The 23,666-nt window shown below is 74.8% G+C and carries 22 protein-coding genes; 21 read left to right on the top strand and 1 reads right to left on the bottom strand.

Annotation, left to right across the window (positions count from 1 at the left end; translation table 11 throughout):
- From ruvX to CITRIK5_RS04890, 21 genes are all read left to right on the top strand, one after another.
- Positions 1-522: a Holliday junction resolvase RuvX gene (gene ruvX / locus CITRIK5_RS04990; RefSeq protein WP_159833179.1), complete on the top strand. Its 522-nt coding sequence runs from the start codon at positions 1-3 to the stop codon at positions 520-522.
- A complete protein-coding gene (gene mltG / locus CITRIK5_RS04985; protein ID WP_159833177.1) occupies positions 519-1,787 on the top strand; it encodes an endolytic transglycosylase MltG in 1,269 nt (422 codons plus the stop codon). The genes ruvX and mltG overlap by 4 nt, the downstream gene beginning before the upstream one ends.
- Positions 1,787-2,710, top strand: a complete 924-nt coding sequence (locus tag CITRIK5_RS04980; RefSeq protein ID WP_159833713.1) for a shikimate dehydrogenase — start codon at positions 1,787-1,789, stop codon at positions 2,708-2,710. The genes mltG and CITRIK5_RS04980 overlap by 1 nt, the downstream gene beginning before the upstream one ends.
- A gap of 79 nt (positions 2,711-2,789) precedes the next feature.
- Complete coding sequence (aroC, locus tag CITRIK5_RS04975; RefSeq protein ID WP_134377128.1) at positions 2,790-4,025, top strand: chorismate synthase; 1,236 nt, start codon at positions 2,790-2,792, stop codon at positions 4,023-4,025.
- A gap of 89 nt (positions 4,026-4,114) precedes the next feature.
- Entirely contained in the window at positions 4,115-4,726 is a 612-nt protein-coding gene (locus CITRIK5_RS04970; protein ID WP_267899369.1) for a shikimate kinase, read from the top strand.
- Complete coding sequence (gene aroB / locus CITRIK5_RS04965) at positions 4,723-5,892, top strand: 3-dehydroquinate synthase (protein WP_095346497.1); 1,170 nt, start codon at positions 4,723-4,725, stop codon at positions 5,890-5,892. The genes CITRIK5_RS04970 and aroB overlap by 4 nt, the downstream gene beginning before the upstream one ends.
- A gap of 118 nt (positions 5,893-6,010) precedes the next feature.
- Entirely contained in the window at positions 6,011-6,574 is a 564-nt protein-coding gene (gene efp / locus CITRIK5_RS04960) for an elongation factor P (RefSeq protein WP_002857030.1), read from the top strand.
- Positions 6,567-7,019, top strand: coding sequence for a transcription antitermination factor NusB (nusB, locus tag CITRIK5_RS04955; RefSeq protein WP_136939977.1), 453 nt, complete (start codon positions 6,567-6,569; stop codon positions 7,017-7,019). The genes efp and nusB overlap by 8 nt, the downstream gene beginning before the upstream one ends.
- A gap of 169 nt (positions 7,020-7,188) precedes the next feature.
- Positions 7,189-7,797 carry a bifunctional pyr operon transcriptional regulator/uracil phosphoribosyltransferase PyrR gene (gene pyrR, locus CITRIK5_RS04950; protein ID WP_087114165.1) on the top strand — a complete coding sequence of 203 codons (609 nt, stop codon included), beginning with the start codon at positions 7,189-7,191 and terminating at the stop codon, positions 7,795-7,797.
- Positions 7,798-7,800: 3 nt separating this feature from the next.
- Entirely contained in the window at positions 7,801-8,784 is a 984-nt protein-coding gene (locus tag CITRIK5_RS04945; protein WP_036380943.1) for an aspartate carbamoyltransferase catalytic subunit, read from the top strand.
- Positions 8,781-10,160, top strand: a complete 1,380-nt coding sequence (locus CITRIK5_RS04940) for a dihydroorotase (protein WP_098092668.1) — start codon at positions 8,781-8,783, stop codon at positions 10,158-10,160. Before CITRIK5_RS04945 ends, CITRIK5_RS04940 begins: the two co-directional genes overlap by 4 nt.
- Positions 10,157-10,783, top strand: a complete 627-nt coding sequence (locus CITRIK5_RS04935) for a hypothetical protein (protein WP_036380937.1) — start codon at positions 10,157-10,159, stop codon at positions 10,781-10,783. Before CITRIK5_RS04940 ends, CITRIK5_RS04935 begins: the two co-directional genes overlap by 4 nt.
- Complete coding sequence (gene carA, locus CITRIK5_RS04930; RefSeq protein WP_036380934.1) at positions 10,780-11,964, top strand: glutamine-hydrolyzing carbamoyl-phosphate synthase small subunit; 1,185 nt, start codon at positions 10,780-10,782, stop codon at positions 11,962-11,964. Before CITRIK5_RS04935 ends, carA begins: the two co-directional genes overlap by 4 nt.
- A 3-nt stretch (positions 11,965-11,967) precedes the next feature.
- Complete coding sequence (gene carB / locus CITRIK5_RS04925) at positions 11,968-15,273, top strand: carbamoyl-phosphate synthase large subunit (RefSeq protein ID WP_159833175.1); 3,306 nt, start codon at positions 11,968-11,970, stop codon at positions 15,271-15,273.
- Complete coding sequence (pyrF, locus tag CITRIK5_RS04920; protein WP_036313723.1) at positions 15,270-16,157, top strand: orotidine-5'-phosphate decarboxylase; 888 nt, start codon at positions 15,270-15,272, stop codon at positions 16,155-16,157. The genes carB and pyrF overlap by 4 nt, the downstream gene beginning before the upstream one ends.
- Positions 16,158-16,294: 137 nt before the next feature.
- Positions 16,295-16,609: an integration host factor, actinobacterial type gene (gene mihF, locus CITRIK5_RS04915; protein WP_036313727.1), complete on the top strand. Its 315-nt coding sequence runs from the start codon at positions 16,295-16,297 to the stop codon at positions 16,607-16,609.
- A gap of 71 nt (positions 16,610-16,680) precedes the next feature.
- Positions 16,681-17,331 carry a guanylate kinase gene (gene gmk / locus CITRIK5_RS04910; protein WP_010078602.1) on the top strand — a complete coding sequence of 217 codons (651 nt, stop codon included), beginning with the start codon at positions 16,681-16,683 and terminating at the stop codon, positions 17,329-17,331.
- 66 nt (positions 17,332-17,397) lie between these two features.
- Complete coding sequence (gene rpoZ / locus CITRIK5_RS12365; protein WP_036313731.1) at positions 17,398-17,838, top strand: DNA-directed RNA polymerase subunit omega; 441 nt, start codon at positions 17,398-17,400, stop codon at positions 17,836-17,838.
- A gap of 7 nt (positions 17,839-17,845) precedes the next feature.
- A complete protein-coding gene (gene coaBC / locus CITRIK5_RS04900; RefSeq protein WP_036313734.1) occupies positions 17,846-19,132 on the top strand; it encodes a bifunctional phosphopantothenoylcysteine decarboxylase/phosphopantothenate--cysteine ligase CoaBC in 1,287 nt (428 codons plus the stop codon).
- A 15-nt stretch (positions 19,133-19,147) separates the two neighbouring features.
- Positions 19,148-20,410, top strand: a complete 1,263-nt coding sequence (gene metK / locus CITRIK5_RS04895; protein WP_036313737.1) for a methionine adenosyltransferase — start codon at positions 19,148-19,150, stop codon at positions 20,408-20,410.
- A gap of 13 nt (positions 20,411-20,423) precedes the next feature.
- Positions 20,424-22,586, top strand: coding sequence for a primosomal protein N' (locus CITRIK5_RS04890; RefSeq protein ID WP_309225964.1), 2,163 nt, complete (start codon positions 20,424-20,426; stop codon positions 22,584-22,586).
- Between the two features lie 66 nt (positions 22,587-22,652).
- On the opposite strand, the gene CITRIK5_RS04885 is transcribed toward CITRIK5_RS04890, so the two are convergent.
- Positions 22,653-23,666, bottom strand: a 1,014-nt coding sequence (locus CITRIK5_RS04885) for an alpha/beta fold hydrolase (RefSeq protein ID WP_159833173.1), incomplete at its 5' end; no start/stop codon positions are given.

Here is a 23,666-nt window from a genome sequence, read left to right as displayed (position 1 = left end):
GTGAGCGCAGGTCAGGACGGGGCCGCCGTGGCGAGCGACGCCGTGCGCCGGGGGCGCACCCTCGGCGTCGACGTCGGCCGTGCCCGCGTGGGCGTCGCGTCGGCCGACCCCGACGGCCTGATCGCCACCCCCGTGGCCACCCTGCGGCGGGATGCGCGTCGACGTCGTGACGTGGACGAGCTCGTCGCCCACGCACGCGAGCTCGACGTCGTCGCCGTGTACGTCGGTCTGCCGGTGAATCTGCGGGGCGAGCACACGCCGTCCACGCAGGACGCCCTCGACTACGCGGACGCCGTCGCCGCCGCCCTGGTCGAGGCGGGCCACCCCGTGCCGGTCCGGCTCGTCGACGAGCGGCTCAGCACGGTCTCCGCGCAGGCCGGACTGCGGGCCGCGGGCCGGTCCGTCAAGGACAGCCGCGGCGTGATCGACCAGGCGGCCGCCGTCGCGATCCTGCAGGCCGCCGTGGACGAGCAGCGCCGCACCGGCCGCTGGGCCGGCCAGGACCGGGAGCCGATCCGGTGACCGGCGACCACCAGCACGCGCGGCGTGAGGACCACTGGGACGATCTGCTCGGCGACGAGGCCGACGTCCACAACGACCTCGACGTGTTCGGCTTCGTCCACGACGAGGCGGACGAGGCCGATCTCGGCGCCCCGTCCCAGCCGGTCGACGCGGCCGGCCCACGCCGGCCTCGCACGTTCCTGCGTCGCCGGGGCACCGGGTCCCACCCGGCCCCGCGGGTCGACCGCGGTGCCGGCCGGCGGCGGACCGCGCTCGTGCTGGGCACGGTGCTCGTGGCGTTCGCCGTCGTGGTCGGGCTGATCGTGCGCGGCTTCCTGAGCGGCCCCGACCACACGGCCGTCGAGGGCGACGAGGTGACGTTCTCGGTGGAGCCGGGCGAGGACCTGGGCTCCGTGGCGGCCCGCCTGGACCGGGTCGGCATCGTGGCCTCCGCCCGTGCGTTCGAGCGCGCTGCCCGGGACACGGACAGCGGTCTCGTGCGTTCGGGGGACTTCGTGCTGCGCGAGCGGATGCCCGCGGCCGACGCCCTCGCGGTGCTCCAGGGCGCCACGGACGGGGCCGTGCACTACGTGCTCGTGGAGCGCGGCCGGCGACTCACCGAGGTGCTGGACGCCGTCGCCGAGGCCACGGGGCTGCCCCGTGAGGAGCTCGAGGCCGCCGCCCAGGACCCGACCCGCTACGGCGTCCCCGGGGAGGCGGGCACGCTCGAGGGCTGGCTCGACGCGGGGGAGTACCGCCTCCCCGTCGACGCCACCGCCGAGCAGGTGCTCGACGCCCTGATCCGGCCCACCCTCGCCGAGCTCGACGCCCTCGACATCCGCGACCCGGCCGAGCAGCAGCGTGTGCTCACGATCGCCTCCATCCTCGAGGCGGAGGCCCTGCCCCAGGACTACCGGCAGGTCGCCGGCGCCATCGAGAACCGCCTCGCCTCGGACAACACCGAGACGCACGGGCTCCTGCAGATCGACGCCACCGTCACGTACGGCCTCGGCGTGCGCAGCCTCAGCTTCACCTCGGGCCAGCGCCAGGACGCCTCGAACCCCTACAACACGTACGTGCACCCGGGCCTGCCGCCGGGTCCGATCGGCATGCCCTCCGACGCGGCCGTCGAGGCCGCCCTCGACCCGGCCGAGACGGACGCCTACTACTGGGTGACCACGGACATCGGCACCGGCCACACCGAGTTCTCCCGCACCTATGAGGAGCACCAGCAGCACGTGCGCACCCTGCAGCGCTACTGCGCGTCCAATCCGGGGGTGTGCTGATGCGCCCCGTGCTGCGCGCGGCGGTCCTGGGCCGGCCGATCGCCCACTCGCTCTCCCCGGTGCTGCACGCGGCCGCCTACCGGGTCCTGGGCCTCGACGTCGACTACGGCCGCCGAGACCTGGGCGAGGACGAGGCGCTGGCCTTCGCGGCCGAGCACCTCGGCGCCCCGGGCACGGCCGACGGCGGCGCGGCCGCGGCCCGCGGGCAGGACTGGCTCGGCTGCTCCGTCACCATGCCGCTGAAGCGGGCGGTCGTCGCCGCCGCCGGGCACGTCAGCGACCGCGTCCGCCTCCTGGGCACCGCGAACACCCTCGTGCGCGACCACCCCTCCGCCCCCGGGGTCGTCCACGCCGAGAACACGGACGTGGACGGCATCCTCGGCGCCCTCGCCGCGGCCGGCCTCGACCGTGCCGCCCGGGGCGGGACCGTCGGCGTCCTCGGGAACGGGGGGACCGCGACGGCGGCCGTCCTCGCCGCCGCCACGCTCGGCGCGGACGCGGTGCTCTTCGGCGTCCGCGACCCCGCCCGCGCCGCCGAGGTGACGGCCCTGGCCGACGCGCTCGGGCTGCGCTGGGCGACCTTCGCCCAGGCGGACCTGCTCCGGCGGGCGCCGGGGCTGCGTGCCGTCGTCGCCACCCTGCCGCCGCGCGCCGCGGACGCCCTGGCCGCACACGTGCCGGCCGGCGCCGCCCTGCCGCCCCTGCTGGACGCGGCCTACGACCCGTGGCCCTCCGTGCTGGCGTCCGCCTGGTCCCGGGAGGGCGGTCCGGTGGCGTCCGGGCTGTCCATGCTGCTGCACCAGGGCATCGAGCAGGTCCGGCTGTTCACGGCCCGGCCCCGCGCCGCGGCCGGGATGCCCGAGCCGGACTGGGCGGCGGTGACGCGCGCCGCGGCGGACGCCCTGGGACCGGCCGCCGGCTGAGCGTCGAACGCCGGATCCGGTGCGTCCCGTCCGGTCACACGTGGCGGCGCGGTGCCCCGTGCGTGAGAGACTGCACGCCATGGTGCGCTGGTTGACAGCGGGGGAGTCTCACGGCCCCGCGCTCACAGGAATCGTTGAGGGACTGCCGGCCGGGATCCCGGTCACGACGCAGGACGTGCAGGACGCGCTCGCGCGCCGCCGCCTGGGGTACGGGCGCGGCGCGCGCATGAAGTTCGAGCAGGACGCGGTGACGATCCTCGGCGGCGTCCGCCACGGCCGCACCCTCGGCTCGCCCGTGGCGATCCAGGTGGGCAACACGGAATGGCCCAAGTGGGAGAAGGTGATGGCCGCCGATCCCGTCCCCGCGGAGGAGCTCGACGGTCTGGCCCGCAACGCGGCGCTCACCCGCCCGCGGCCCGGCCACGCCGACCTGACCGGCATGCAGAAGTACGGCTTCGACGAGGCCCGCCCCCTCCTCGAGCGCGCCTCCGCCCGTGAGACCGCCGCCCGTGTGGCCCTGGGCACCGTCGCCCGCGCCTTCCTCGGCGAGCTCGGCGTGCGGATCGTCTCCCACACCGTGGCCTTCGGGGAGGCCGCCCTGCCGGAGGGCCACCCGTTCCCCGTCCCCGAGGACGAGGCCCGCCTCGACGCCGACCCGGTCCGCTGCCTCGACCCGCAGACCTCGGCGGCGATGGTCGCCGAGGTCGACGACGCCCACCACGCCGGGGAGACCCTCGGCGGCGTCGTGGAGGTGCTGGCGTACGGCGTGCCGATCGGCCTGGGCTCCCACGTGCACTGGGACCGCCGCCTCGATGCGCGGCTGGCGGGGGCGCTCATGGGCATCCAGGCGATCAAGGGCGTGCAGGTCGGCGACGGGTTCGCCATGGCCGCCCGACGCGGCTCCGCCGCCCACGACGGGATCGCCCGCGGCGCGGACGGTCGCCCCCGGCGCACGAGCGACCGGGCCGGCGGCATCGAGGCCGGCATGTCGACGGGCGAGCTGCTGCGCGTGAGCGCCGCGATGAAGCCGATCGCCACGGTGCCGCGCGCGCTGCCCACGGTCGACGTCGCCACGGGCGCGGAGACCACGGCCCACCATCAGCGCTCCGACGTGGCGGCCGTGCCCGCCGCGGGCATCGTCGCCGAGGCCATGGTCGCCCTCGTCCTGGCCGACGCGATGCTCGAGAAGTTCGGCGGCGACTCCGTGGCCGAGACGCGCCGCAACCTCGAGGCGTTCCAGGCCGCGGTCCCCGCCCTGCCGGAGCCGGGCGCCGACGTCGTGGCGGACGGCCCGATGGGCGACCCCCTGCCGTGACCGACACCCCCGGGACCGCGCCGGCCCCGGGACCGGACCCGAGCACGCGTCCCGTCCCCGGGCCCGTCACCGTGTGCCCGTGGGAGGGCATGACCGGTGCCCTCGAGGCGCGCCTGACGGCCGCGGCCACGGTGGCCGCCGCGTCCGACGAGGACCCGGACGCGCGCCCGGCCCGCCGGGTCGTCCTCGTCGGCCCGATGGGGGCCGGCAAGACGACGGTCGGCCGGGCCCTGGCCGCCCTGACCGGGCTGCCCTTCGTGGACTCCGACGAGCTGTTCGCCCAGGTCCACGGCCCGATCCCGGAGTTCTTCGCCGAGCACGGCGAGGCCGCGTTCCGGGCGGAGGAGGCCCGCGTCATCGGCCATGTGCTCGGCCGACCCGCCCCATGCGTCCTCTCGTGCGGCGGCGGCGCCGTCCTGCATCCGGGCACCCGCCGCGCGCTGGCCGGGCCGGACTCCGACGTCGTCTACCTCGCGGTCGGAGAGGCCGAGGCGCTGCGCCGCGTGGGCGGCGGCGCGGGCCGCCCCGTCCTGGCCGGAGACCCCGCCGGGACCTGGCGGCGTATCCTCGCCGAACGCGAGGGGCTGTACCGCCAGGTCGCCGACCTCGTGCTCGACACCACAGGCCTGACGGCCGCCGAGGCGGCCTGGCGTATCGTGGGGGACGCCCACCGCCCCCGAAGGAGTGAGTCACACCCATGACGGACCGTCAGCCGGACAGCACCGAGCAGGAGACCCCGGGGGCGGCGCCCGTGGCCGCTCCGGCCGCACCCGAGGACGTGACGGTCATCCCCGTGGCCGGTGGCCACGAGGCGGCCGTGCACGGCGGCTACGACGTGGTGGTGGGCCGGGGCCTGCTCGCGCGCCTGCCGGACATGCTCGGCCCGACCGTCCGACGCGTGCTGGTCATCCATCCGCGCGCCCTCCGGGCCACCGGCGACGTCGTCAAGAACGACCTCGAGGCCGTGGGCCTGACCGCACTGACCGCCGAGATCCCGGACGCCGAGGAGGGCAAGCACCTGCAGGTGGCCGGGTTCTGCTGGCAGGTGCTCGGCCAGAACGACTTCACCCGGTCGGACGCGATCGTCTCCGTGGGCGGCGGCGCCGTGTCCGACCTGGCCGGCTTCGTGGCGGCCACGTGGCTGCGCGGCATCCGCGTCGTGCACATGCCCACCACCCTGCTGGGCATGGTGGACGCGGCGGTGGGCGGCAAGACCGGCATCAACACCGCCGAGGGCAAGAACCTGGTGGGGGCGTTCCACAATCCGGCCGGCGTGCTGGCCGACCTGGACACGCTGCTCACCCTGCCGGCCAACGAGCTGATCTCCGGCCTGGCCGAGGTCGTGAAGTGCGGCTTCATCGCCGACCCCGCGATCCTCGACCTGATCGAGGAGGACCCGGCCCAGGCCCAGAACCCGCACTCCGCGCGGCTGCGCGAGCTGATCGAGCGCTCGATCCGGGTCAAGGCGGACATCGTCTCCCGCGACCCCCGCGAGTCGGGCGCCCGCGAGGCCCTGAACTACGGCCACACGATGGCGCACGCGATCGAGCTCGCCGAGCGCTACCAGTGGCGCCACGGAGCCGCGGTGTCCGTGGGCCTGGTCTTCGCGGCCGAGCTGGCCCGATCCCTCGGCCGGCTCGACGACGCCACCGCGGACCGGCACTGGTCGGTGCTGACAGCCCTGGGCCTGCCCGTCTCCTACCGCGGGGACCGGTGGCAGACCCTGCTCGAGGGCATCCGCCGGGACAAGAAGAACCGCGGCGACCAGCTGCGCTTCGTCCTGCTGGACGGGCTCGCGCAGCCCACCACCGTGGACATCCCGGACGCGTCCCTGCTCTTCGCGGCGTACCAGGAGATCGCGGAGTGAGCCGCCGCTGACCCCGGCCCCGCGCGGGGCCTCCCGTAGACTGGCCCGCGCACATCCAAGACCCCACCCACTGCAGGCGGACCCGTGACGGTCCGCGAGACCGATCGGGAGCACACACGTGGCAACGAGCAACGACATCAAGAACGGCGCCGTCCTGAAGCTGGAGGGCCAGCTCTGGAACGTCACCGAGTTCCAGCACGTCAAGCCGGGCAAGGGCGGCGCGTTCGTCCGCACCAAGATGAAGAACATCACCACGGGCAAGGTCGTGGACAAGACCTTCAACGCCGGCGCCAAGGTCGAGTTCGCCACCGTCGACCGCTCCGACTACCAGTACCTCTACCAGGACGGCGCGGACTACGTGTTCATGGACGTCAAGGACTACGACCAGATCACCGTGCCCGGGGCCGTGGTCGGCGACGCCGCGAAGTACATGCTCGAGAACACCCAGGTCGTCATCGCCCTGCACGAGGGCACGCCGCTGTACCTCGAGATGCCGGCGTCCGTGGTCCTGGAGATCACCTACACCGAGCCGGGCCTGCAGGGGGACCGCTCGTCCGCCGGCACCAAGCCCGCCACCGTGGAGACCGGCGCCGAGATCCAGGTGCCGCTCTTCGTGGAGCAGGGCACCCGCGTCAAGGTCGACACCCGCACCGGCGACTACCTCGGCCGCGTCAATGACTGAGCGGGCCTCCGCCGGCTCCGCTGCCAAGCGGGGGACCACGGCGCGCAGCCGCTCCCGGCAGCGTGCGGTGGAGATCCTGTTCGAGGCCGAGCAGCGCGGCTCCACCGCGCTGGAGGGCATCCGCACCCGACGCGAGAGCACCGACCTGCAGGTGAACGCCTACACCCAGCGGCTCGTGGAGGGCGTCATCGCGGACCAGGAGCGGCTCGACGAGGCCCTGAGCTCCTACTCCCGCGGCTGGTCCCTGGACCGCATGCCCGCCGTCGACCGGGCGATCCTGCGCGTGGGGGCCTGGGAGCTGCTGTTCCAGGACGACGTGCCGGACGCCGTCGCCATCTCCGAGGCCGTCGCCCTGGCCGCCCAGCTGTCCACGGACGACTCGCCCGAGTTCGTCAACGGTCTGCTCGGCCGCCTGCAGCAGGTCAAGTCGACACTGCTCGCCTGAGCCGCCGAGAGCTCCGTCACGAGGCCCGTCCCGCACCGCGTCATCCGCGCCGTGGGGCGGGCCTCGCTGGTAGAGTCGGCGACGTCCCGCACGGGGGCCCACCGGCGCCCGGGGACGAACCACGCATCCTTTAAGAGCCGTCCTGTGAGGCGGGGAAGGAGGCGCCGGCATGGGAACTGATCCCGCCGCACCTCGTGCTGCCCGGACCGTGCTGTCCGCGTCCGAGATCGACCGGGCGCTGACCCGGATCGCCCACGAGATCCTCGAGTCCAACAAGGGTGCCGAGGGTCTCGTCCTGATGGGGATCCCGCGCCGCGGGGCGCCCCTGGCCCGGCGGCTCGGCGCCCTGCTGGCCCGCATCGAGCCGGCCTTCGACCCCACCGCCGCCGTCGGCGAGGTGGACGTGACGCTCTACCGCGACGACCTCCGCCGCGGCACGGCCCGCACCCCGATGCCCACCCGCCTGCCCGAGGTCCCCCTCGACGGCGCCGTCGTCGTGCTCGTGGACGACGTCCTCTTCTCCGGCCGCACCGTCCGGGCCGCCCTCGACGCGATCGCCGACCTGGGCCGCCCCGCCGCCGTGCGCCTGGCCGTCCTCGTGGACCGCGGGCACCGCGAGCTGCCCGTCCGGGCCGACTTCGTGGGCAAGAACCTGCCGACCTCCACCGCCGAGCGCGTTCAGGTCCGGCTCATGGAGGTCGACGGCCCCGAGGGCACCGGCGAGGTCACCGAGGACGCCGTGAGCATCGTCGACCGCGTCGCGACCCGGGAGGGCTGAGCCGTGCGCCACCTGCTGTCCACCGCCGACCTCTCCCGCGCCGACGCCCTCGCCGTCCTCGACACCGCCGAGGAGATGGCCGCCGTCAACCAGCGCGAGGTCAAGAAGCTGCCCGCCCTGCGCGGCCGCACCGTGGTGAACCTCTTCCTCGAGGACTCCACCCGCACCCGCATCTCCTTCGAGGCCGCCGCCAAGCGGCTCTCCGCGGACGTGATCAACTTCTCCGCGAAGGGATCGTCCGTCTCCAAGGGGGAGTCGCTCAAGGACACCGTCCAGACGCTCGAGGCCATCGGCGCGGACGCCATCGTGATGCGCCACTGGTCCTCGGGCGCGGCCCGCCAGCTGGCCGACTCCGGCTGGGTGCGCTCCGCCGTCGTGAACGCCGGCGACGGCACCCACGAGCACCCCACCCAGGCCCTCCTGGACGCCTTCACCCTGCGCCGGCGCCTCGCCGCGGCGACGGGAGAGGACCTGGTCGGCCAGGACCTGACCGGCATGCGCGTGGTGATCGTGGGGGACATCCTGCACTCGCGCGTGGCCCGGTCCAACGTGTGGCTGCTCAGCACGCTGGGCGCCCAGGTCACCCTGGCCGCCCCGCCCACCCTGCTGCCCGTGGGCGTGGCCGCGTGGCCGTGCCAGGTCACCTACTCGCTGGACGAGGCCCTCGACGCCGGCCCCGACGCCGTCATGATGCTCCGCGTCCAGGCCGAGCGGATGGGCGGCGCCTTCTTCCCGTCCGCGGGGGAGTACACCCGGACCTGGGGGCTGACCGACGACCGCTTCGCCCGCCTCACCGCCGGCCGCGGCGCCCTGCTCGACGAGCCCGTGGTCATGCACCCCGGCCCGATGAACCGCGGCCTGGAGATCAGCCCGGCGGCGGCGGACTCGCCCCGCAACACCGCCCTCGAGCAGGTCGCCAACGGCGTGTCCGTCCGCATGGCGGTCCTGCACCTCGTCCTCAACCACGACCAGGAGGTCCGCCCGTGAGCGCCCCCAGCCCCGCCCCCCTGCTGCTGCGCAGCGCGCGCCTGACCACGGGCGAGACCGCCGACGTGCTCGTCGCCGAGGGCCGGATCGCCGCCCTCGGCCCGGACGCCGCGACCCACGCCGCCGGCCTCGACCCGGCCCCCGAGGAGGTCGACTGCGCCGGCCTGGTGCTGCTGCCCGGGCTCGTCGACCTGCACACCCATCTGCGCCAGCCCGGCAAGGAGGACGCGGAGACGGTCGAGACCGGCACCCGCGCCGCCGCGATGGGCGGCTTCACCTCGGTCCACGCGATGGCCAACTCGACGCCGACGGCCGACACCGCCGGCGTGGTGGAGCAGGTGTGGCGGCTGGGCAGGGACGCGGGCTGGTGCGATGTGCACCCCGTGGGCGCGGTGACCGTGGGCCTGGCCGGCGAGGCCCTGGCCGACCTCGGCGCGATGGCCGACTCGCAGGCCCGCGTGCGGATGTTCTCCGACGACGGCATGTGCGTCCACGACGCCGTGCTGATGCGCCGGGCGCTGGAGTACGTGAAGTCCTTCGGCGGCTTCGTGGCCCAGCACGCGCAGGAGCCGAACCTCACCGCCGGCGCCCAGATGAACGAGTCCGAGCTCTCCGGCGTCCTCGGCCTGGCCGGCTGGCCCGCCGTGGCGGAGGAGGCCGTCATCGCCCGTGACGTGCTGCTGGCCCAGCACGTGGACTCCCGCCTGCACGTGTGCCACGTCTCCACGGCCGGCTCCGTCGAGCTGATCCGCTGGGCCAAGGCCCAGGGCGTGGCCGTGACCGCCGAGGTCACCCCACACCACCTGCTGCTCACCGAGGAGCTCGTCCGCTCCTACGACCCCGTGTTCAAGGTCAACCCGCCGCTGCGCCGCGAGTCCGACGTGATGGCCCTGCGCGCCGGGCTGGCCGACGGCACCATCGACACCGTGGGCACCGACCACGCCCCACACACCGCCGAGACCAAGCAGTGCGAGTGGACGGTCGCGGCGATGGGCATGACGGGCCTCGAGACCGCCCTGTCCGTGGTGCAGCAGGCGATGGTGGACACCGGCCTGATGGACTGGGCCGGCGTCGCCCGCGTGATGTCCACGGCGCCGGCCCGGATCGCCGGCCTGACCGACCAGGGCCAGGCCGACGAGCGCGGCGTCCCGCGCGTCGGCGCGGTGGCCAACCTCGTGCTCGTGGACCCGCAGGCCCGCCGCACCGTGGACCCCGAGCAGCACCTGACCAAGTCCCGCAACAGCCCGTACCGGGGCATGGAGCTGCCGGGCGCGGTGCGCCACACGGTCTACCGCGGCGCCCGCGTCGTCGCCGACGGCGCCCCCGCCCGGCCGTACCGCCACCCGGCCCTGACGGAGACGGGGGAGCGCGCGTGAGCATCACCCCCCTGGCCGCCGCCCTGGCGGCCCGGCCCGTCCCGCCGCGGACCCCGACGAAGGACTACGCGGACGTGTGGCTGCCGGTGACCCTGGGCACCCTGGCCGTCGTCCTCGTGCTGCTCGGCCTGCTGGCCCTCGGGTGGCGGGCCCGCCGCCGGGCGCAGGCCGGGATCCCGGCCCCGGCCCCCGTGCCGACGGCCCTCTACGACGCCGAGCCGACGCTGTCCGCGGAGGGCATGCACGTGGGCACGGTGCGCGGCGAGGACCGACTGGACCGCGTGGCGGTGCACGGCCTGGGCCTGCGCTCGCGCGCCGTCCTCGAGGTCCACGACGCCGGCGCCCACCGCGGCCTGCTCGTGCTCCGCCCCGGGGCCGCCAACCTGTTCATCCCCGCGGACGACCTCGTCGAGGCCGGCCTGTCCGCGGGGATCGCCGGCAAGTTCGTCGAGCCGGGCGGGCTCGTCGCCTGGGGCTGGCGCCTCGGCGACGTCGAACTCACCTCCGCCTTCCGCCCCGACCGCCCCGAGGACCGCGACCGGCTCCTCGCCGCCCTGCAGACCATCATCGACCCCGCCCCGGCCGACCCGGCCGGCCGCGCAGGAGAAGGAGACCCCCGATGAGCACCCCCACCGACGACCTGGCCCTGCTCGTCCTCGAGGACGGCACCGTCCACCGCGGCCGGGCCTACGGCGCCCGCGGCCGCACCCTGGGCGAGGCCGTGTTCACCACGGGCATGACCGGCTACCAGGAGACCCTCACCGACCCGTCCTACGCGGGGCAGATCATCGTGCAGACCTCCCCGCACATCGGCAACACCGGGGTCAACGACGCCGACCGCGAGTCGCGGGCGATCTTCGCCGCCGGCTATGTGGTCCGCGACGCCGCCCGGCGTCCGTCCAACTGGCGCGCCGAGCGCAGCCTCGACGAGGAGCTCGAGGCGTTCGGCGTCGTCGGGATCCGCGAGGTCGACACCCGGGCCATCACCCGCCGCCTGCGCACCGAGGGCTCGATGCGCGCCGGCGTGTTCTCCGGCGAGCACGCCGCCCGCCCCGAGGCCGAGCTGCTGGCGGAGGTGCGCGCCCAGCCGTCGATGGCCGGCGCCCGCCTCGCGGAGTCCGTCACCACGGAGGAGCCGTACGTCATCGAGCCGGCCGAGCACGGCTGGGAGGGTGAGCCCATCGCCGAGATCGCCGCCCTCGACCTCGGCATCAAGGCCGCCACGCCGCGGCACCTGGCCTCCCGCGGCATCCGCGTGCACGTGCTGCCCGCGGCCACGGACCTGGCCGGCATCCGCGCCGTGGACCCGGACGGCGTCTTCCTGTCCAACGGCCCCGGCGACCCGGCCACGGCAGACGCCCAGGTGGAGCTGCTGCGCGAGGTCCTCGACGCCGGCCTGCCGTTCTTCGGCATCTGCTTCGGCAACCAGATCTTCGGCCGCGCGCTCGGCTTCGACACCTACAAGCTGAAGTTCGGCCACCGCGGCCCGAACCAGCCGGTGCTGGACAAGGCCACGGGCCGCGTGGCCATCACCTCCCAGAACCACGGCTTCGCCGTGGACGCCCCCCTCGGCGAGCCGATCGAGGCGCCGGAGTCGCGCTTCGGCCGCGTCGAGGTCTCCCACTGGTCCCTGAACGACCAGGTCGTCGAGGGCCTGCGCCTGCTCGACCGGCCCGCCTTCTCCGTGCAGTTCCACCCGGAGTCCGCGGCCGGCCCCAACGACACCCTCGACCTGTTCGACCGCTTCGTGCAGCTGCTCACCGAGCACCGCACCGCCACCACCCCCGCCACCGAAGGAGCCTGATCCATGCCCAAGCGCACCGACCTGAAGTCCGTCCTGGTCATCGGCTCCGGCCCCATCGTGATCGGCCAGGCCGCCGAGTTCGACTACTCCGGCACCCAGGCCATCCGCGTCCTCAAGGAGGAGGGCGTCCGCGTCGTCCTCGTCAACTCCAACCCGGCCACGATCATGACCGACCCGGAGCTGGCCGACGCCACCTACGTCGAGCCCATCACCCCGGCCGTGGTCGCCAAGATCATCGAGAAGGAGCGCCCGGACGCCCTGCTGCCCACCCTGGGCGGCCAGACGGCGCTGAACACCGCCATCGCCCTCGACAAGGACGGGGTGCTCGAGCGCTTCGGCGTCGAGCTGATCGGCGCGAACATCGAGGCCATCGAGCTCGGCGAGAACCGCGAGCTGTTCAAGGGCGTCGTGGAGCGTGCCGGCGGCGAATCCGCCCGGTCCCACATCGTGCACACGATGGAGGAGGCCCTGGCCGCCGTCGAGGACCTGAAGTACCCCGTGGTGGTGCGCCCCTCGTTCACGATGGGCGGCCTCGGCTCCGGCATGGCCTACGACGAGGCCGACCTGTACCGCATCTGCGGCGCCGGCCTGCAGTACAGCCCGACCTCCGAGGTCCTGCTCGAGGAGTCCATCCTCGGCTGGAAGGAGTACGAGCTGGAGATGATGCGGGACAAGAACGACAACGTCGTCGTCGTCTGCTCCATCGAGAACGTGGACCCCGTGGGCGTGCACACCGGCGACTCCATCACCGTGGCCCCGGCCATGACGCTGACGGACCGCGAGTACCAGAAGCTGCGGGACATCTCGATCAACGTCATCCGCGAGGTCGGCGTCGACACCGGCGGCTGCAACATCCAGTTCGCGGTGAACCCCGTGGACGGCCGCGTCGTCGTCATCGAGATGAACCCGCGCGTCTCCCGCTCCTCGGCGCTGGCCTCGAAGGCCACCGGCTTCGCGATCGCCAAGATCGCCACCAAGCTGGCCCTGGGCTACACGATGGACGAGATCCCCAACGACATCACCCAGAAGACCCCGGCGTCCTTCGAGCCGGTCCTGGACTACGTGGTCGTGAAGGTCCCGCGCTTCGCGTTCGAGAAGTTCCCGGCGGCGGACCCCACGCTGACCACCACCATGAAGTCGGTCGGCGAGGCCATGGCCATCGGCCGCAACTTCACGGAGGCCCTGCAGAAGGCCCTGCGCTCGCTCGAGCAGAAGGGCTCGGAGCTCGCGTTCCCCCAGGACGCCGACCCGCAGGCCCTGCTCGCGGCGGCGAGCACGGCCACCACCGACCGGCTCTCCCAGACCCAGCAGGCGCTCTACGCCGGCGCCACGATCGAGGAGGCCTTCGAGGCCACCGCGATCGACCCGTGGTTCCTGGACCAGTTCGTGCTCATCAACGAGGTCGCGGACGAGATCCGCGACGCCGAGGTCCTCGACGAGGCCCTGCTGCGCCGCGCCAAGCGGCACGGGTTCTCCGACGCCCAGGTCGGCTCGCTGCGGCACATGGACGCGGCAGTCGTGCGCGGCGTGCGTCACGCCCTAGGCGTGCGCCCCGTCTACAAGACCGTGGACACCTGTGCCGCCGAGTTCGAGGCCTTCACCCCGTACCGGTACTCCAGCTACGACCTCGAGACCGAGGTCGCCCCGCACGAGGGCGAGTCGGTGATCATCCTCGGCTCGGGCCCGAACCGGATCGGCCAGGGCATCGAGTTCGACTACTCGTGCGTGCACGCCACCATGGCGCTGCGCGAGGCCGGCTACGAGACCGTGATGGTCAACTGCAACCCGGAGACCGTGTCCACGGACTACGACATCTCCGACCGCCTCTACTTCGAGCCGCTCACGCTCGAGGACGTCCTGGAGGTCATCGCGGCCGAGGAGGCCTCCGGCGGCGTGCGCGGCGTCTTCGTGCAGCTCGGCGGTCAGACCCCGCTCAAGCTGGCCCAGCAGCTCGCCGACGCCGGCGTGCCGATCCTGGGCACCTCGCCCGCGGCCATCGACCTGGCCGAGCACCGCGGCGAGTTCGCGCTCGTGCTCGAGCGCGCGGGCCTGGTGGCGCCGAAGAACGGCACGGCGGTCTCCTTCGACGACGCCAAGCGCGTGGCGGACGAGATCGGCTACCCCGTGCTCGTGCGCCCCTCCTACGTGCTCGGCGGTCGCGGCATGGAGATCGTGTACTCCGAGGAGGCGCTGGCCCACTACGTGGAGCACGCCACGGAGATCACCCCCGACCAGCCGATGCTCGTGGACCGCTTCCTCGAGGACGCGATCGAGATCGACGTCGACGCCCTCTACGACGGCACCGAGCTGTACCTCGGCGGCGTCATGGAGCACATCGAGGAGGCGGGCATCCACTCGGGTGACTCCGCGTGCGTGCTGCCCCCCGTCACCCTGGGCCCGGACGTGCTCGAGCGCGTGCACCGCGCCACCGAGCGGATCGCGGCCGGCGTCGGCGTGCGCGGCCTGATCAACATCCAGTTCGCGCTCGCCTCGGACGTGCTGTACGTGATCGAGGCGAACCCGCGCGCCTCGCGGACCGTGCCGTTCGTCTCGAAGGCCACGGGCGTCCAGCTGGCCAAGGCGGCCGCGCGGATCGGCGTCGGCGAGAGCATCGCCGACCTGCGCGCGGCGGGCATGCTGCCCACGGCGTACGACGGCGGCACCCTGCCGATCGGCGCGCCCGTGGCGGTCAAGGAGGCGGTGCTGCCGTTCACCCGCTTCCGCACCGCGGAGGGCCGCGTGGTCGACTCGCTGCTGGGCCCGGAGATGCGCTCGACGGGCGAGGTCATGGGCATCGACAAGCACTTCGACACCGCGTTCGCCAAGTCCCAGTCCGCCGCCGGCGGCCCGCTGCCCACCTCGGGGCGCGTGTTCGTGTCGGTCGCGAACCGGGACAAGCGCACCCTCGTGGGCCAGGCCAAGCGCCTCGTCGACCTCGGCTTCCAGGTGGTCTCCACCGGCGGCACCGCCGAGGTGCTGCGGCGCAACGGCATCCCCGCGGAGGTCGTGGCGAAGATCGCCGACGCCGGGCACGAGGACGGCGCGGGCACCGTGCTGGAGCAGCTGCACGCCGGCACCGTCGATCTCGTGCTGAACACGCCCTCCGGCGGCGACGCCCGCACGGACGGCTACGAGATCCGCGCGGCCGCGACGTCGCTCGGCGTGCCGGTGATCACGACCACGGCCGAGTTCGGGGCGTGCCTGCAGGCCATCGAGGCCATGCGGTCCTACGAGTGGTCCGTCACCTCACTGCAGGAGCACGACGCGCGCCTGCAGCAGGCTGTCGCCGGTCCGGAGGCCGCGGCGTGACCACGACGGCGACGGGCGGCGCGGGGCCCCGCGCCCCCTTCGGGCGGCGGCTGGCCCAGGCCATGGAGACGGCCGGTCCGCTGTGCCTCGGCGTGGACCCCCATCCGGGCCTGCTGCGGCAGTGGGGCCTGAGCGACACCCCGGCGGGCCTCGAGGCGTTCTCCCTGACCGCCCTCGAGGCGGCGGTGGGTCCCGAGGGGCCCCGCGTGGCGGCGATCAAGCCCCAGGTGGCGCTGTACGAGCGCCACGGATCGGCCGGCCTGGCGGCCCTGGAGCGGCTGCTCGCGGCCGCCCGAGACGCCGGGGTGCTCACGATCGCGGACGCCAAGCGCGGTGACATCGGCTCCACCATGGACGGCTACGCCGCCGCGTGGATCGCCGATGCCTCGCCCCTGGCCGCGGATGCGGTGACGCTCAGCCCGTACCTGGGTTTCGGCACCCTCGTGCCGACCATCCGCGCCGCCCACGAGGCCGGCCGCGGCGTGTTCGTCCTCGCGCTGACCTCCAATCCGGAGGGCCGCGAGGTCCAGCACGTGGGCGAGGGGTCGGCCGAGGGATCGGTCGCCCGGCGCATCGCCGCGGCGGCGGCCGCCGAGAACGCGGCCCTGCGCGGCGACGACGCGTGGGGGCCGGTGGGACTCGTCTTGGGCGCCACGGTGGCCGCCGAGGCGGACCGCCTCGGCCTGGACCTGCCGGCCCTCGGCGGGCCCCTGCTGGCGCCCGGGTTCGGTGCCCAGGGCGCCACGGCCCGGGGCATGCGGGCCGACTTCGGGACGGCCTGGCCGCAGGTCTTGGCGACCTCGTCCCGCGGCATCCTGAGCGCGGGCCCGTCGGTGGCCTCGCTGGTGGACACGATCGAGGAGAATCGCGCCGCCCTGCGGTGACGCCCGCGTCCTCCCGGCGCGCCCGTGCCGTGTGGACGGGATGGTATCTTCCCTTTCGATCGGCTGTGCTCGTCGTCCTTGACGGTGGAAGGGTCTCGACGGGGCCGGTGAGGAATGAGAGGCATCGAGGTCAGACCATGGCGTTGCGGCAGCTCAGTGTGCAGGAGCGGGCGGAGGCCCGGAGGAAGGCCCTCCAGGCCCGCCAGGCGCGGGCGGAGCTCAAGGCGGCCTTCGCCGCCGGTGCGGTCGGCCTGGCCGACGTGTTCGCGCGCGCGGACACCGAGGACGCCGTCGCCCGCCTGCGGACCGTGGACCTGCTGCTGGCCCTGCCGGGCGTGGGCGAGGTCCGGGCCCGGGAGACGATGGCGGGGTGCGGCATCTCGCCGCGGCGTCGGCTGGGCGGCCTGGGCCGTCGTCAGCGCGAGGCGTTGATCGCCTATATTGGCCGGTGACCCCCACACCCCGGCGGGTCGGCGCCGGCCCGGGTGAAGGGCCTGCGAGGCCCGTCCCACCAGGAGGATGCGTGACCGACACGTTCGACCCCGGACCCGCCCCCGCCGTCCCGGTGGCCCGCACCGCCGTCCAGGAACGCCCCCCGGGCCCGGGCGTCACCGTCCTGGCAGGACCCACCGCCGTCGGCAAGGGCACCGTCTCGGCCTATGTCCGCGAGCACTATCCCGAGGCCTGGCTGTCCGTCTCCGCCACCACCCGCCCGGCGCGCCCGGGTGAGGAGGACGGGGTGCACTACTACTTCACGACGCCGGAGGAGTTCGACTCCCTCGTCGAGGCGGACGAGATGCTGGAATGGGCCGTCGTCCACGGCGTCCACCGCTACGGCACGCGGCGCGACCGTGTGATGGAGGCCGTGGCGCAGGGGCGCCACGTCCTGCTGGAGATCGACCTGCAGGGCGCGCGCCAGGTCCGCCGTGCGCTGCCGGAGGCCACCTTCGTGTTCCTGGCGCCGCCGAGCTGGGAGGAACTCGTGTCCCGGCTGCTCGGCCGCGGCACCGAGAGCCCGGAGGAACAGCGGCGTCGGCTCGAAACGGCTAGACTGGAACTCGCAGCGGAACCCGAGTTCGACGCCGTCGTCGTGAACGACCGCGTGGAGCGGGCCGCCGAGGAACTGGTGAGACTCATGGGGCTGGACCCCGAGCGCCGTCCGACCGAGGCCTGAGGACCGGCCGCACCGACGCCGCACCCGGCGCCGACGTGACAGTGAGATGAAGACTTTGGAGACCCCGTGACCGAACAGTACGAAGGCATCGTCAACCCGCCCATCGACTCCCTGCTGGAGCGGGTCGACTCGAAGTACGCCCTGGTGCTCTTCGCCGCCAAGCGGGCCCGGCAGATCAACGCCTACTACTCGCAGCTGCACGAGGGGCTGTTCGAGTACGTCGGCCCGCTCGTGGACACCCAGCTGAACGAGAAGCCGCTGTCCATCGCCCTGCGCGAGATCGAGGCCGACCTGCTCGAGTCCCACGAGGCCGTCGAGGCCACCCCGGAGGCCGACCTGGCCGCCGAGGACTTCGGCGACTTCTCCCTGCCGGGCGAGGACGACCCGTTCGCCACCCTCGAGTCGTCCGACGCCCACCAGCCGATGGGCGATCCCGCCGCCATCGAGGAGGCCGCCGAGACGGTGCGCGCCGAGGAGGGCACCTCCGAGGACGCCACGGAGGCCTGAGCCCGTCATGGAGATCGTCCTCGGGGTCGGCGGCGGCATCGCGGCCTACAAGGCGGCGCTGCTGCTGCGCTTGATGACCGAGGCCGGCCACGGCGTGACCGTGGTGCCCACCGCCAACGCCCTCGAGTTCGTGGGCGCGGCGACGTGGGAGGCCCTCTCCGGTCGCCCGGTCCGCACGGACACGTTCGAGGCGGTCGACGAGGTGAACCACGTCCGGCTCGGCCGGCGTGCGGACCTCGTGGTGGTCGCGCCGGCCACGGCCGACCTGCTCGCGCGCACCGCCGCGGGGATGGCGCCCGACCTGCTGGGCAACGTGCTGCTCACCGCCACGTGCCCCGTCGTCCTGGCCCCCGCCATGCACACCGAGATGTGGCACCACCCCGCCACGGTGGCCAACGTCGCCCTCCTGCGCGAGCGCGGCGTCACGGTCGTGGATCCCGCCGTGGGCCGCCTCACCGGGGCCGACTCCGGCGCCGGACGTCTGCCCGAGCCCGCCGAGATCTGGGAGCGTGCGCAGGCCGCCGCCGCCGCGGGCGCCCCGCGCCGTCCCCGGGCCTCCGGGTCCGACGCCGAGCCGACGCCCGGCCCGCTGGCCGGTCGCACCGTGGTGATCACGGCCGGGGGCACCCGCGAGGCCCTGGACCCGGTCCGCTACCTGGGGAACCGCTCCTCCGGCAAGCAGGGGGCCGCCCTGGCGCGCGCCGCCCTCGACGCCGGCGCCACCGTGCGGTTCGTCGCCGGGTCCATGTCCGTCCCGACGCCCGAGGGCGTCGAGCGCGTCGTGCCCGTGGAGTCCACGCAGGACCTGTTGGACGCCGTGCAGGCGGAGGCCGCCGACGCCGACGTCCTCGTGATGGCGGCGGCCGTCGCGGACTTCCGGCCGGCCGAGGTCTCGGACGCCAAGATGAAGAAGGGCGACGACGGCGGCGCGCCCGTCATCGTGCTCGAGCGCACCCCGGACGTGCTCGCCACGGCCGTGCGCACCCGCTCCGAGGGCGGGCCCATGGCCCCGCTCATCGTCGGCTTCGCCGCGGAGACCGGCGACGCGACGTCCTCCGTGCTCGAGTACGGCCGGGCCAAACTGGCGCGCAAGGGCTGCGAGATGCTCGTGGTCAACGAGGTCGGCACGGACAAGGTGTTCGGCCGGGACGAGACCGCCGTGACCATCCTGTTCGCCGACGGCCGCCCCGCCGTGGAGGCCGCAGGCTCCAAGGACGAGGCCGCGGCCGCCGTCGTGCAGGCGATCGTGGATGACCTCGCCGGTCGCGACCCCGTCGGCGCGTCGGGCCGCTGACCTAGACTGTGCGGCATGACCGATGCCGCCTCGCTGAGCCCCGCCCGCCACGCCGACCCGTATTCGGGGGTGGGCGGCGGAGAGCTCCGCCTCTTCACCTCCGAGTCCGTCACGGCGGGCCACCCCGACAAGATCTGCGACCAGATCTCCGACGCCATCCTGGACGCGATCCTCGCCGCCGACCCGTCGGCGAAGGTGGCCGTGGAGACCCTGACCACCACCGGCCTGGTGCAGGTGGCCGGCGAGGTGAACACCTCAGCGTACGTGGAGATCCCCAGGATCGTGCGCGAGACCATCCTGGACATCGGCTACGACTCCTCGGCCAACGGCTTCGACGGCGCCCAGTGCGGCGTGAACATCTCCATCGGCCAGCAGTCCTCGGACATCTTCGCCGGCGTCTCCCGGTCCCTCGAGGCCCGCGAGTACGGCTCGGCGGACGAGGTGGACGAGCAGGGCGCGGGGGACCAGGGCATCATGTTCGGCTACGCCACGGACGAGACCCCGGCGTACATGCCCATGCCCATCTACCTCGCGCACCGGCTCTCCGAGCGGCTCACCGCGGTGCGCCGGGCGGAGAACACGCCCATGCCGTACCTGCTGCCGGACGGCAAGACGCAGGTCACCATCGGCTACGCGCCCGGCCACGTGCCCACCACGGTCGAGGCCGTGGTGGTCTCCACGCAGCACCACGAGTGGGTCACGCAGGAGCAGCTGCGGGCGGACGTGGAGGAGCACGTGATCCGGCCCGTCATCGAGCGCTCCGGCCTCGACACCTCCGGCATGCGGATCATCATCAACCCGGGCGGCAAGTTCGTCATCGGCGGCCCCGTGGGCGACGCCGGCCTCACCGGTCGCAAGATCATCGTGGACACCTACGGCGGCATGGCCCGGCACGGCGGCGGCGCCTTCTCCGGCAAGGACCCGTCCAAGGTGGACCGCTCCGCCGCCTACATGCTCCGCTGGGTCGCGAAGAACGTGGTGGCCGCCGGCCTCGCCTCGCGCGCCGAGTTCCAGGTGGCCTACGCGATCGGTTCGGCCCGGCCCGTGGGCCTGTACGTGGACACCTTCGGGACGGCCACGGTGCCGGAGGAGAAGATCATCGAGGCCGTGAACGCGGTGTTCGACCTGCGTCCGGCCGCCATCGTGAAGGAGCTGAACCTCCTGCGGCCCATCTACCGACGGACCGCCGCGAACGGCCACTTCGGCCGGGACGACGCCGACTTCACGTGGGAGCGCACGGACCGCGTCGAGCAGCTGCGCGCTGCCGCCGGCCTCTGATCCGGAGGCGGGCATCACGGACACGCTGTTCGCCCTCCCGGAGCCGGAGGACGCGCCCCGACTGCCGGAGCGGGCCGAGGGGTGGCCGGAGCGGCCGATCGCCCGCGTCCTGCTGGACTCGCCCGTGCCGCACCTGGACCGCGAGTTCGACTATCTCGTGCCCGTGGCCCTGGACGACCGGGCGGTCCCCGGCTCCCGCGTGTCCGTCCGCTTCGGCGGACGGGCCATGACGGGCTGGCTCGTCTCGCGGGAGCAGGAGCCGGCCACCGGCGCCCAGCTCACCGAGCTCACCGGCGTGCTCACCGCCATCCCGCCGCTGACGGAGGAGGTCCTGGCGACGGCTCGCGCGGTGGCCCGCCGCCAGGCCGGCGTCGTCACGGACGTGCTGCGGGCCGCGGTGCCCCCGCGCGTTGCGCAGGTCGAGAAGGCCGCCCTGGCGGAGGACGCGGAAACCGCCGCGGACCACCCTGTGACGCTGACCGGCACGGACGCCGAGCGCCCGGAGCCTCCCGCGGCGGAGGAGGGCCTCGTGCCCACGGTGTGGGAGTCCCTCGAGGGGGGCACCGCGTTCGTGTCCGCCGTGCTGGCCGGGGACGCCGCGCGGGCGGCCGCCGTCGTGCCCTCGCGCCTGTTCGAATGGGACGAGGCGGGCGCGCTGGCCGCTCTGGCGCGCACGGTGGCCGCCTCGGACGGCGGCGTCCTGCTGCTGGTGCCCGACCACCGCGACCTCGACCGGCTCTGCGCCGCCCTCGACGAGCACGTGGGGGAGGACGCCTACGCGCGGATCGGCTCCGAGGACGGCAACACGCCCCGGTACCGCGCCCACCTGGCCGCGCTGCGCGGCACCCGGCGCATCGTGGCCGGCACCCGGGCCGCCGTGTGGTCGCCCGTGCGCGACCTGAGGCTGGTGGTGCTCTGGGACGACGGCGACGACGCGTGGGCAGAACCCCGCGCGCCCTACTTCCACGCCCGAGAGGTCGTGCTGGAGCGGGCCCGCGCGACCGGCGCGGCGCTGCTCTTCGCCGGGCCCTCCCGGTCCGTCCCGGTGCAACGGCTCGTCGAGTCGGGCTGGCTGCTGCACCTGGGCCCCTCCCGCGCGACCCAGCGCGAGCTCGGGCCACGGGTCGTCTCCACCGCCGACGCCTGGGAGACGGCGCGCGACCCGTTCGCGCAGCGGGCGCGGCTGCCGCAGGCCGCCTGGGCCGCCGCCCGCGCCGCGCTGCTCGGGCCACGGCCGGGCCCGGTGCTCGTGCAGGTGGCCCGGGCCGGCTTCATCCCCGCCCTCGTGTGCGAACGGTGCCGCACGCCCGCCCGCTGCCGCGTCTGCGCGGGGCCGCTGGGCTTCCGCGACGCGCGGGCCGCCCGGCACGGGGAGGTGGCCTGCCGGTGGTGCGGCACCCGGGAGCGCGGCTTCCGGTGCACCGAGTGCGGCGGCACGACGCTGCGGGCCGGCGCCCGCGGCGTGGACCGCACGGCCGAGGAGCTGGGCCGGGCGTTCCCGCGCGTGCCCGTGCACGCCTCTTCGGCGCAGCACATGCTCGGCTCGGTGCCGCCCGGGCCCTCCCTGGTGGTGGCGACCGTGGGGGCCGAGCCGGCGACGCCCGACGGCTACGCGGCCGCCCTGCTGCTCGACGGGGACAGCCAGCTCCAGCGCGAGGGCCTCGACGTGCCGGGCCGCGTGCTCGCCCGCTGGCTCGCGGCCGCCTGCCTGGTCCGCCCCGCCTCCGACGGGGGCGTCGTGGTGGTCACCGCGGACGCGGGGGAGGCGGTGAACGCGCTCGTCCGACGGGACCCCGACGGCTTCGCCGCGCGCCAGGTCGCCGAGCGGCGCGAGCTGCACCTGCCTCCCGCCGGCCGCCTCGCAGAGGTCACGGGGGAGGCCGCCGCCGTCGCGGAGTACCTCGAGCTCGTGGAGGCCGCCCGCCGGGAACGGCCGGACGAGGACGTCCACGAGGATCCGCACTCAGCCCCGCTCGATGGCGGCCCGGCGCGGCTGCCCTGGATTGGGCCGGTGCCGGACCCCGCCGACGAGACCCGCTCCCGCGCCCTGCTGATCTTCCCCTACGCGGCGGCCGAGGCCACCGTCGGCGCCCTGCGCGCCGCCCGGTCCGCAGCGAGCGCTCGGCGGGAGACCGCCCCGGTGCGGGTGCGGCTCGACCCGGCCGGGGTGCTCTGAGGGGGCGGCCGGACCGACCCGCAGCCCGAGGGGCCGGAGCGCGGCGACGCCGGGGCGATGACGGCGTCAGCGGCCGGCGCGGCGGAGCCAGTCGCGGATCAACGCCGCACAGGCGGCCGGCCGCTCGTAGTGCAGCAGATGCCCGACGCCGTCGAGGACGTGCAGCTCCGCCGTGCCGCCCGCGTCGTCGATCGCCGCGGCGAGCGCCTCCTGTGCCGGCACCGAGCCCAGCGGATCCTCCCGCCCCGCGACCAGCAGCACCGGCAGGCTGAGGCGGGCGGCGACGTCGGCCACGGAGCCCGTGCTCGAGGCGCGGTACGCCTCGGAGAGCATGCGCGCGGAGGCGAAGTCCGAGAAGTGGCGCCGGTGCTGGTCATGGGTGTACGCGAGGACATCCCTGTCCCTGGTGCGGGTCATGGCGAGCGTGGTCACCCACACGACCGGCGGCGCGCCCAGCAGCAGCCGCGCCGGGCGCTCGGGCAGGCGGGCGGCGACCTCGTAGTACCCCTCGGCGACGGCCGCCAGCACCCGACTCGACACGGACGCCGACGCCTCCAGCGCGGGTTCGGCGATGGGGTTGAGCAGGACCAGCCGTCCCCACCGGGACGGCTCCCGGGCGACCAGCTCGGCCGCCACCGTCGTCCCGTAGGAGTGTGCGACCAGCACGGGGGCGGCCGGCAGCCCCAGGGCGACGACGGCGGCGGCCACCGCGTCCGCGTGATGGGCCACGGTGTGCTCGGCGCGGGGGAAGGGCTCCGAGGCCCCGAAGCCGGGCAGCTCGATCGAGTGGATCGGATGCTCCGGGAGCGCGTCGGCCAGCAGGGCGAGGCCGTGGTGGTCCCCGCGGAAGCCGTGCACGAACACGAGCGGGGCAGCGGCCGCGTCCCCCTCGAGTGCGCCGGGCGATCCCGGCGCGGCCACCGGAACGGGGGCATACTCCCACACGGCCACGGACGACGGGGTCCTGCGGACGGGGTCCGGGACCGCCAGGGTACGCCGGCGGGGCGTCCGGGCCGGGTGGCCCGTGAGCACGCGGGGATCGGCGGGCGCCGCGGGCGGGCGCAGCAGATCGCGCAGGCG

It is taken from the genome of Micrococcus sp. 116 (assembly GCF_902506395.1).
GTDB lineage: Bacteria > Actinomycetota > Actinomycetes > Actinomycetales > Micrococcaceae > Micrococcus > Micrococcus luteus.
This window is presented reverse-complemented; position numbering and strand designations above follow the sequence as displayed.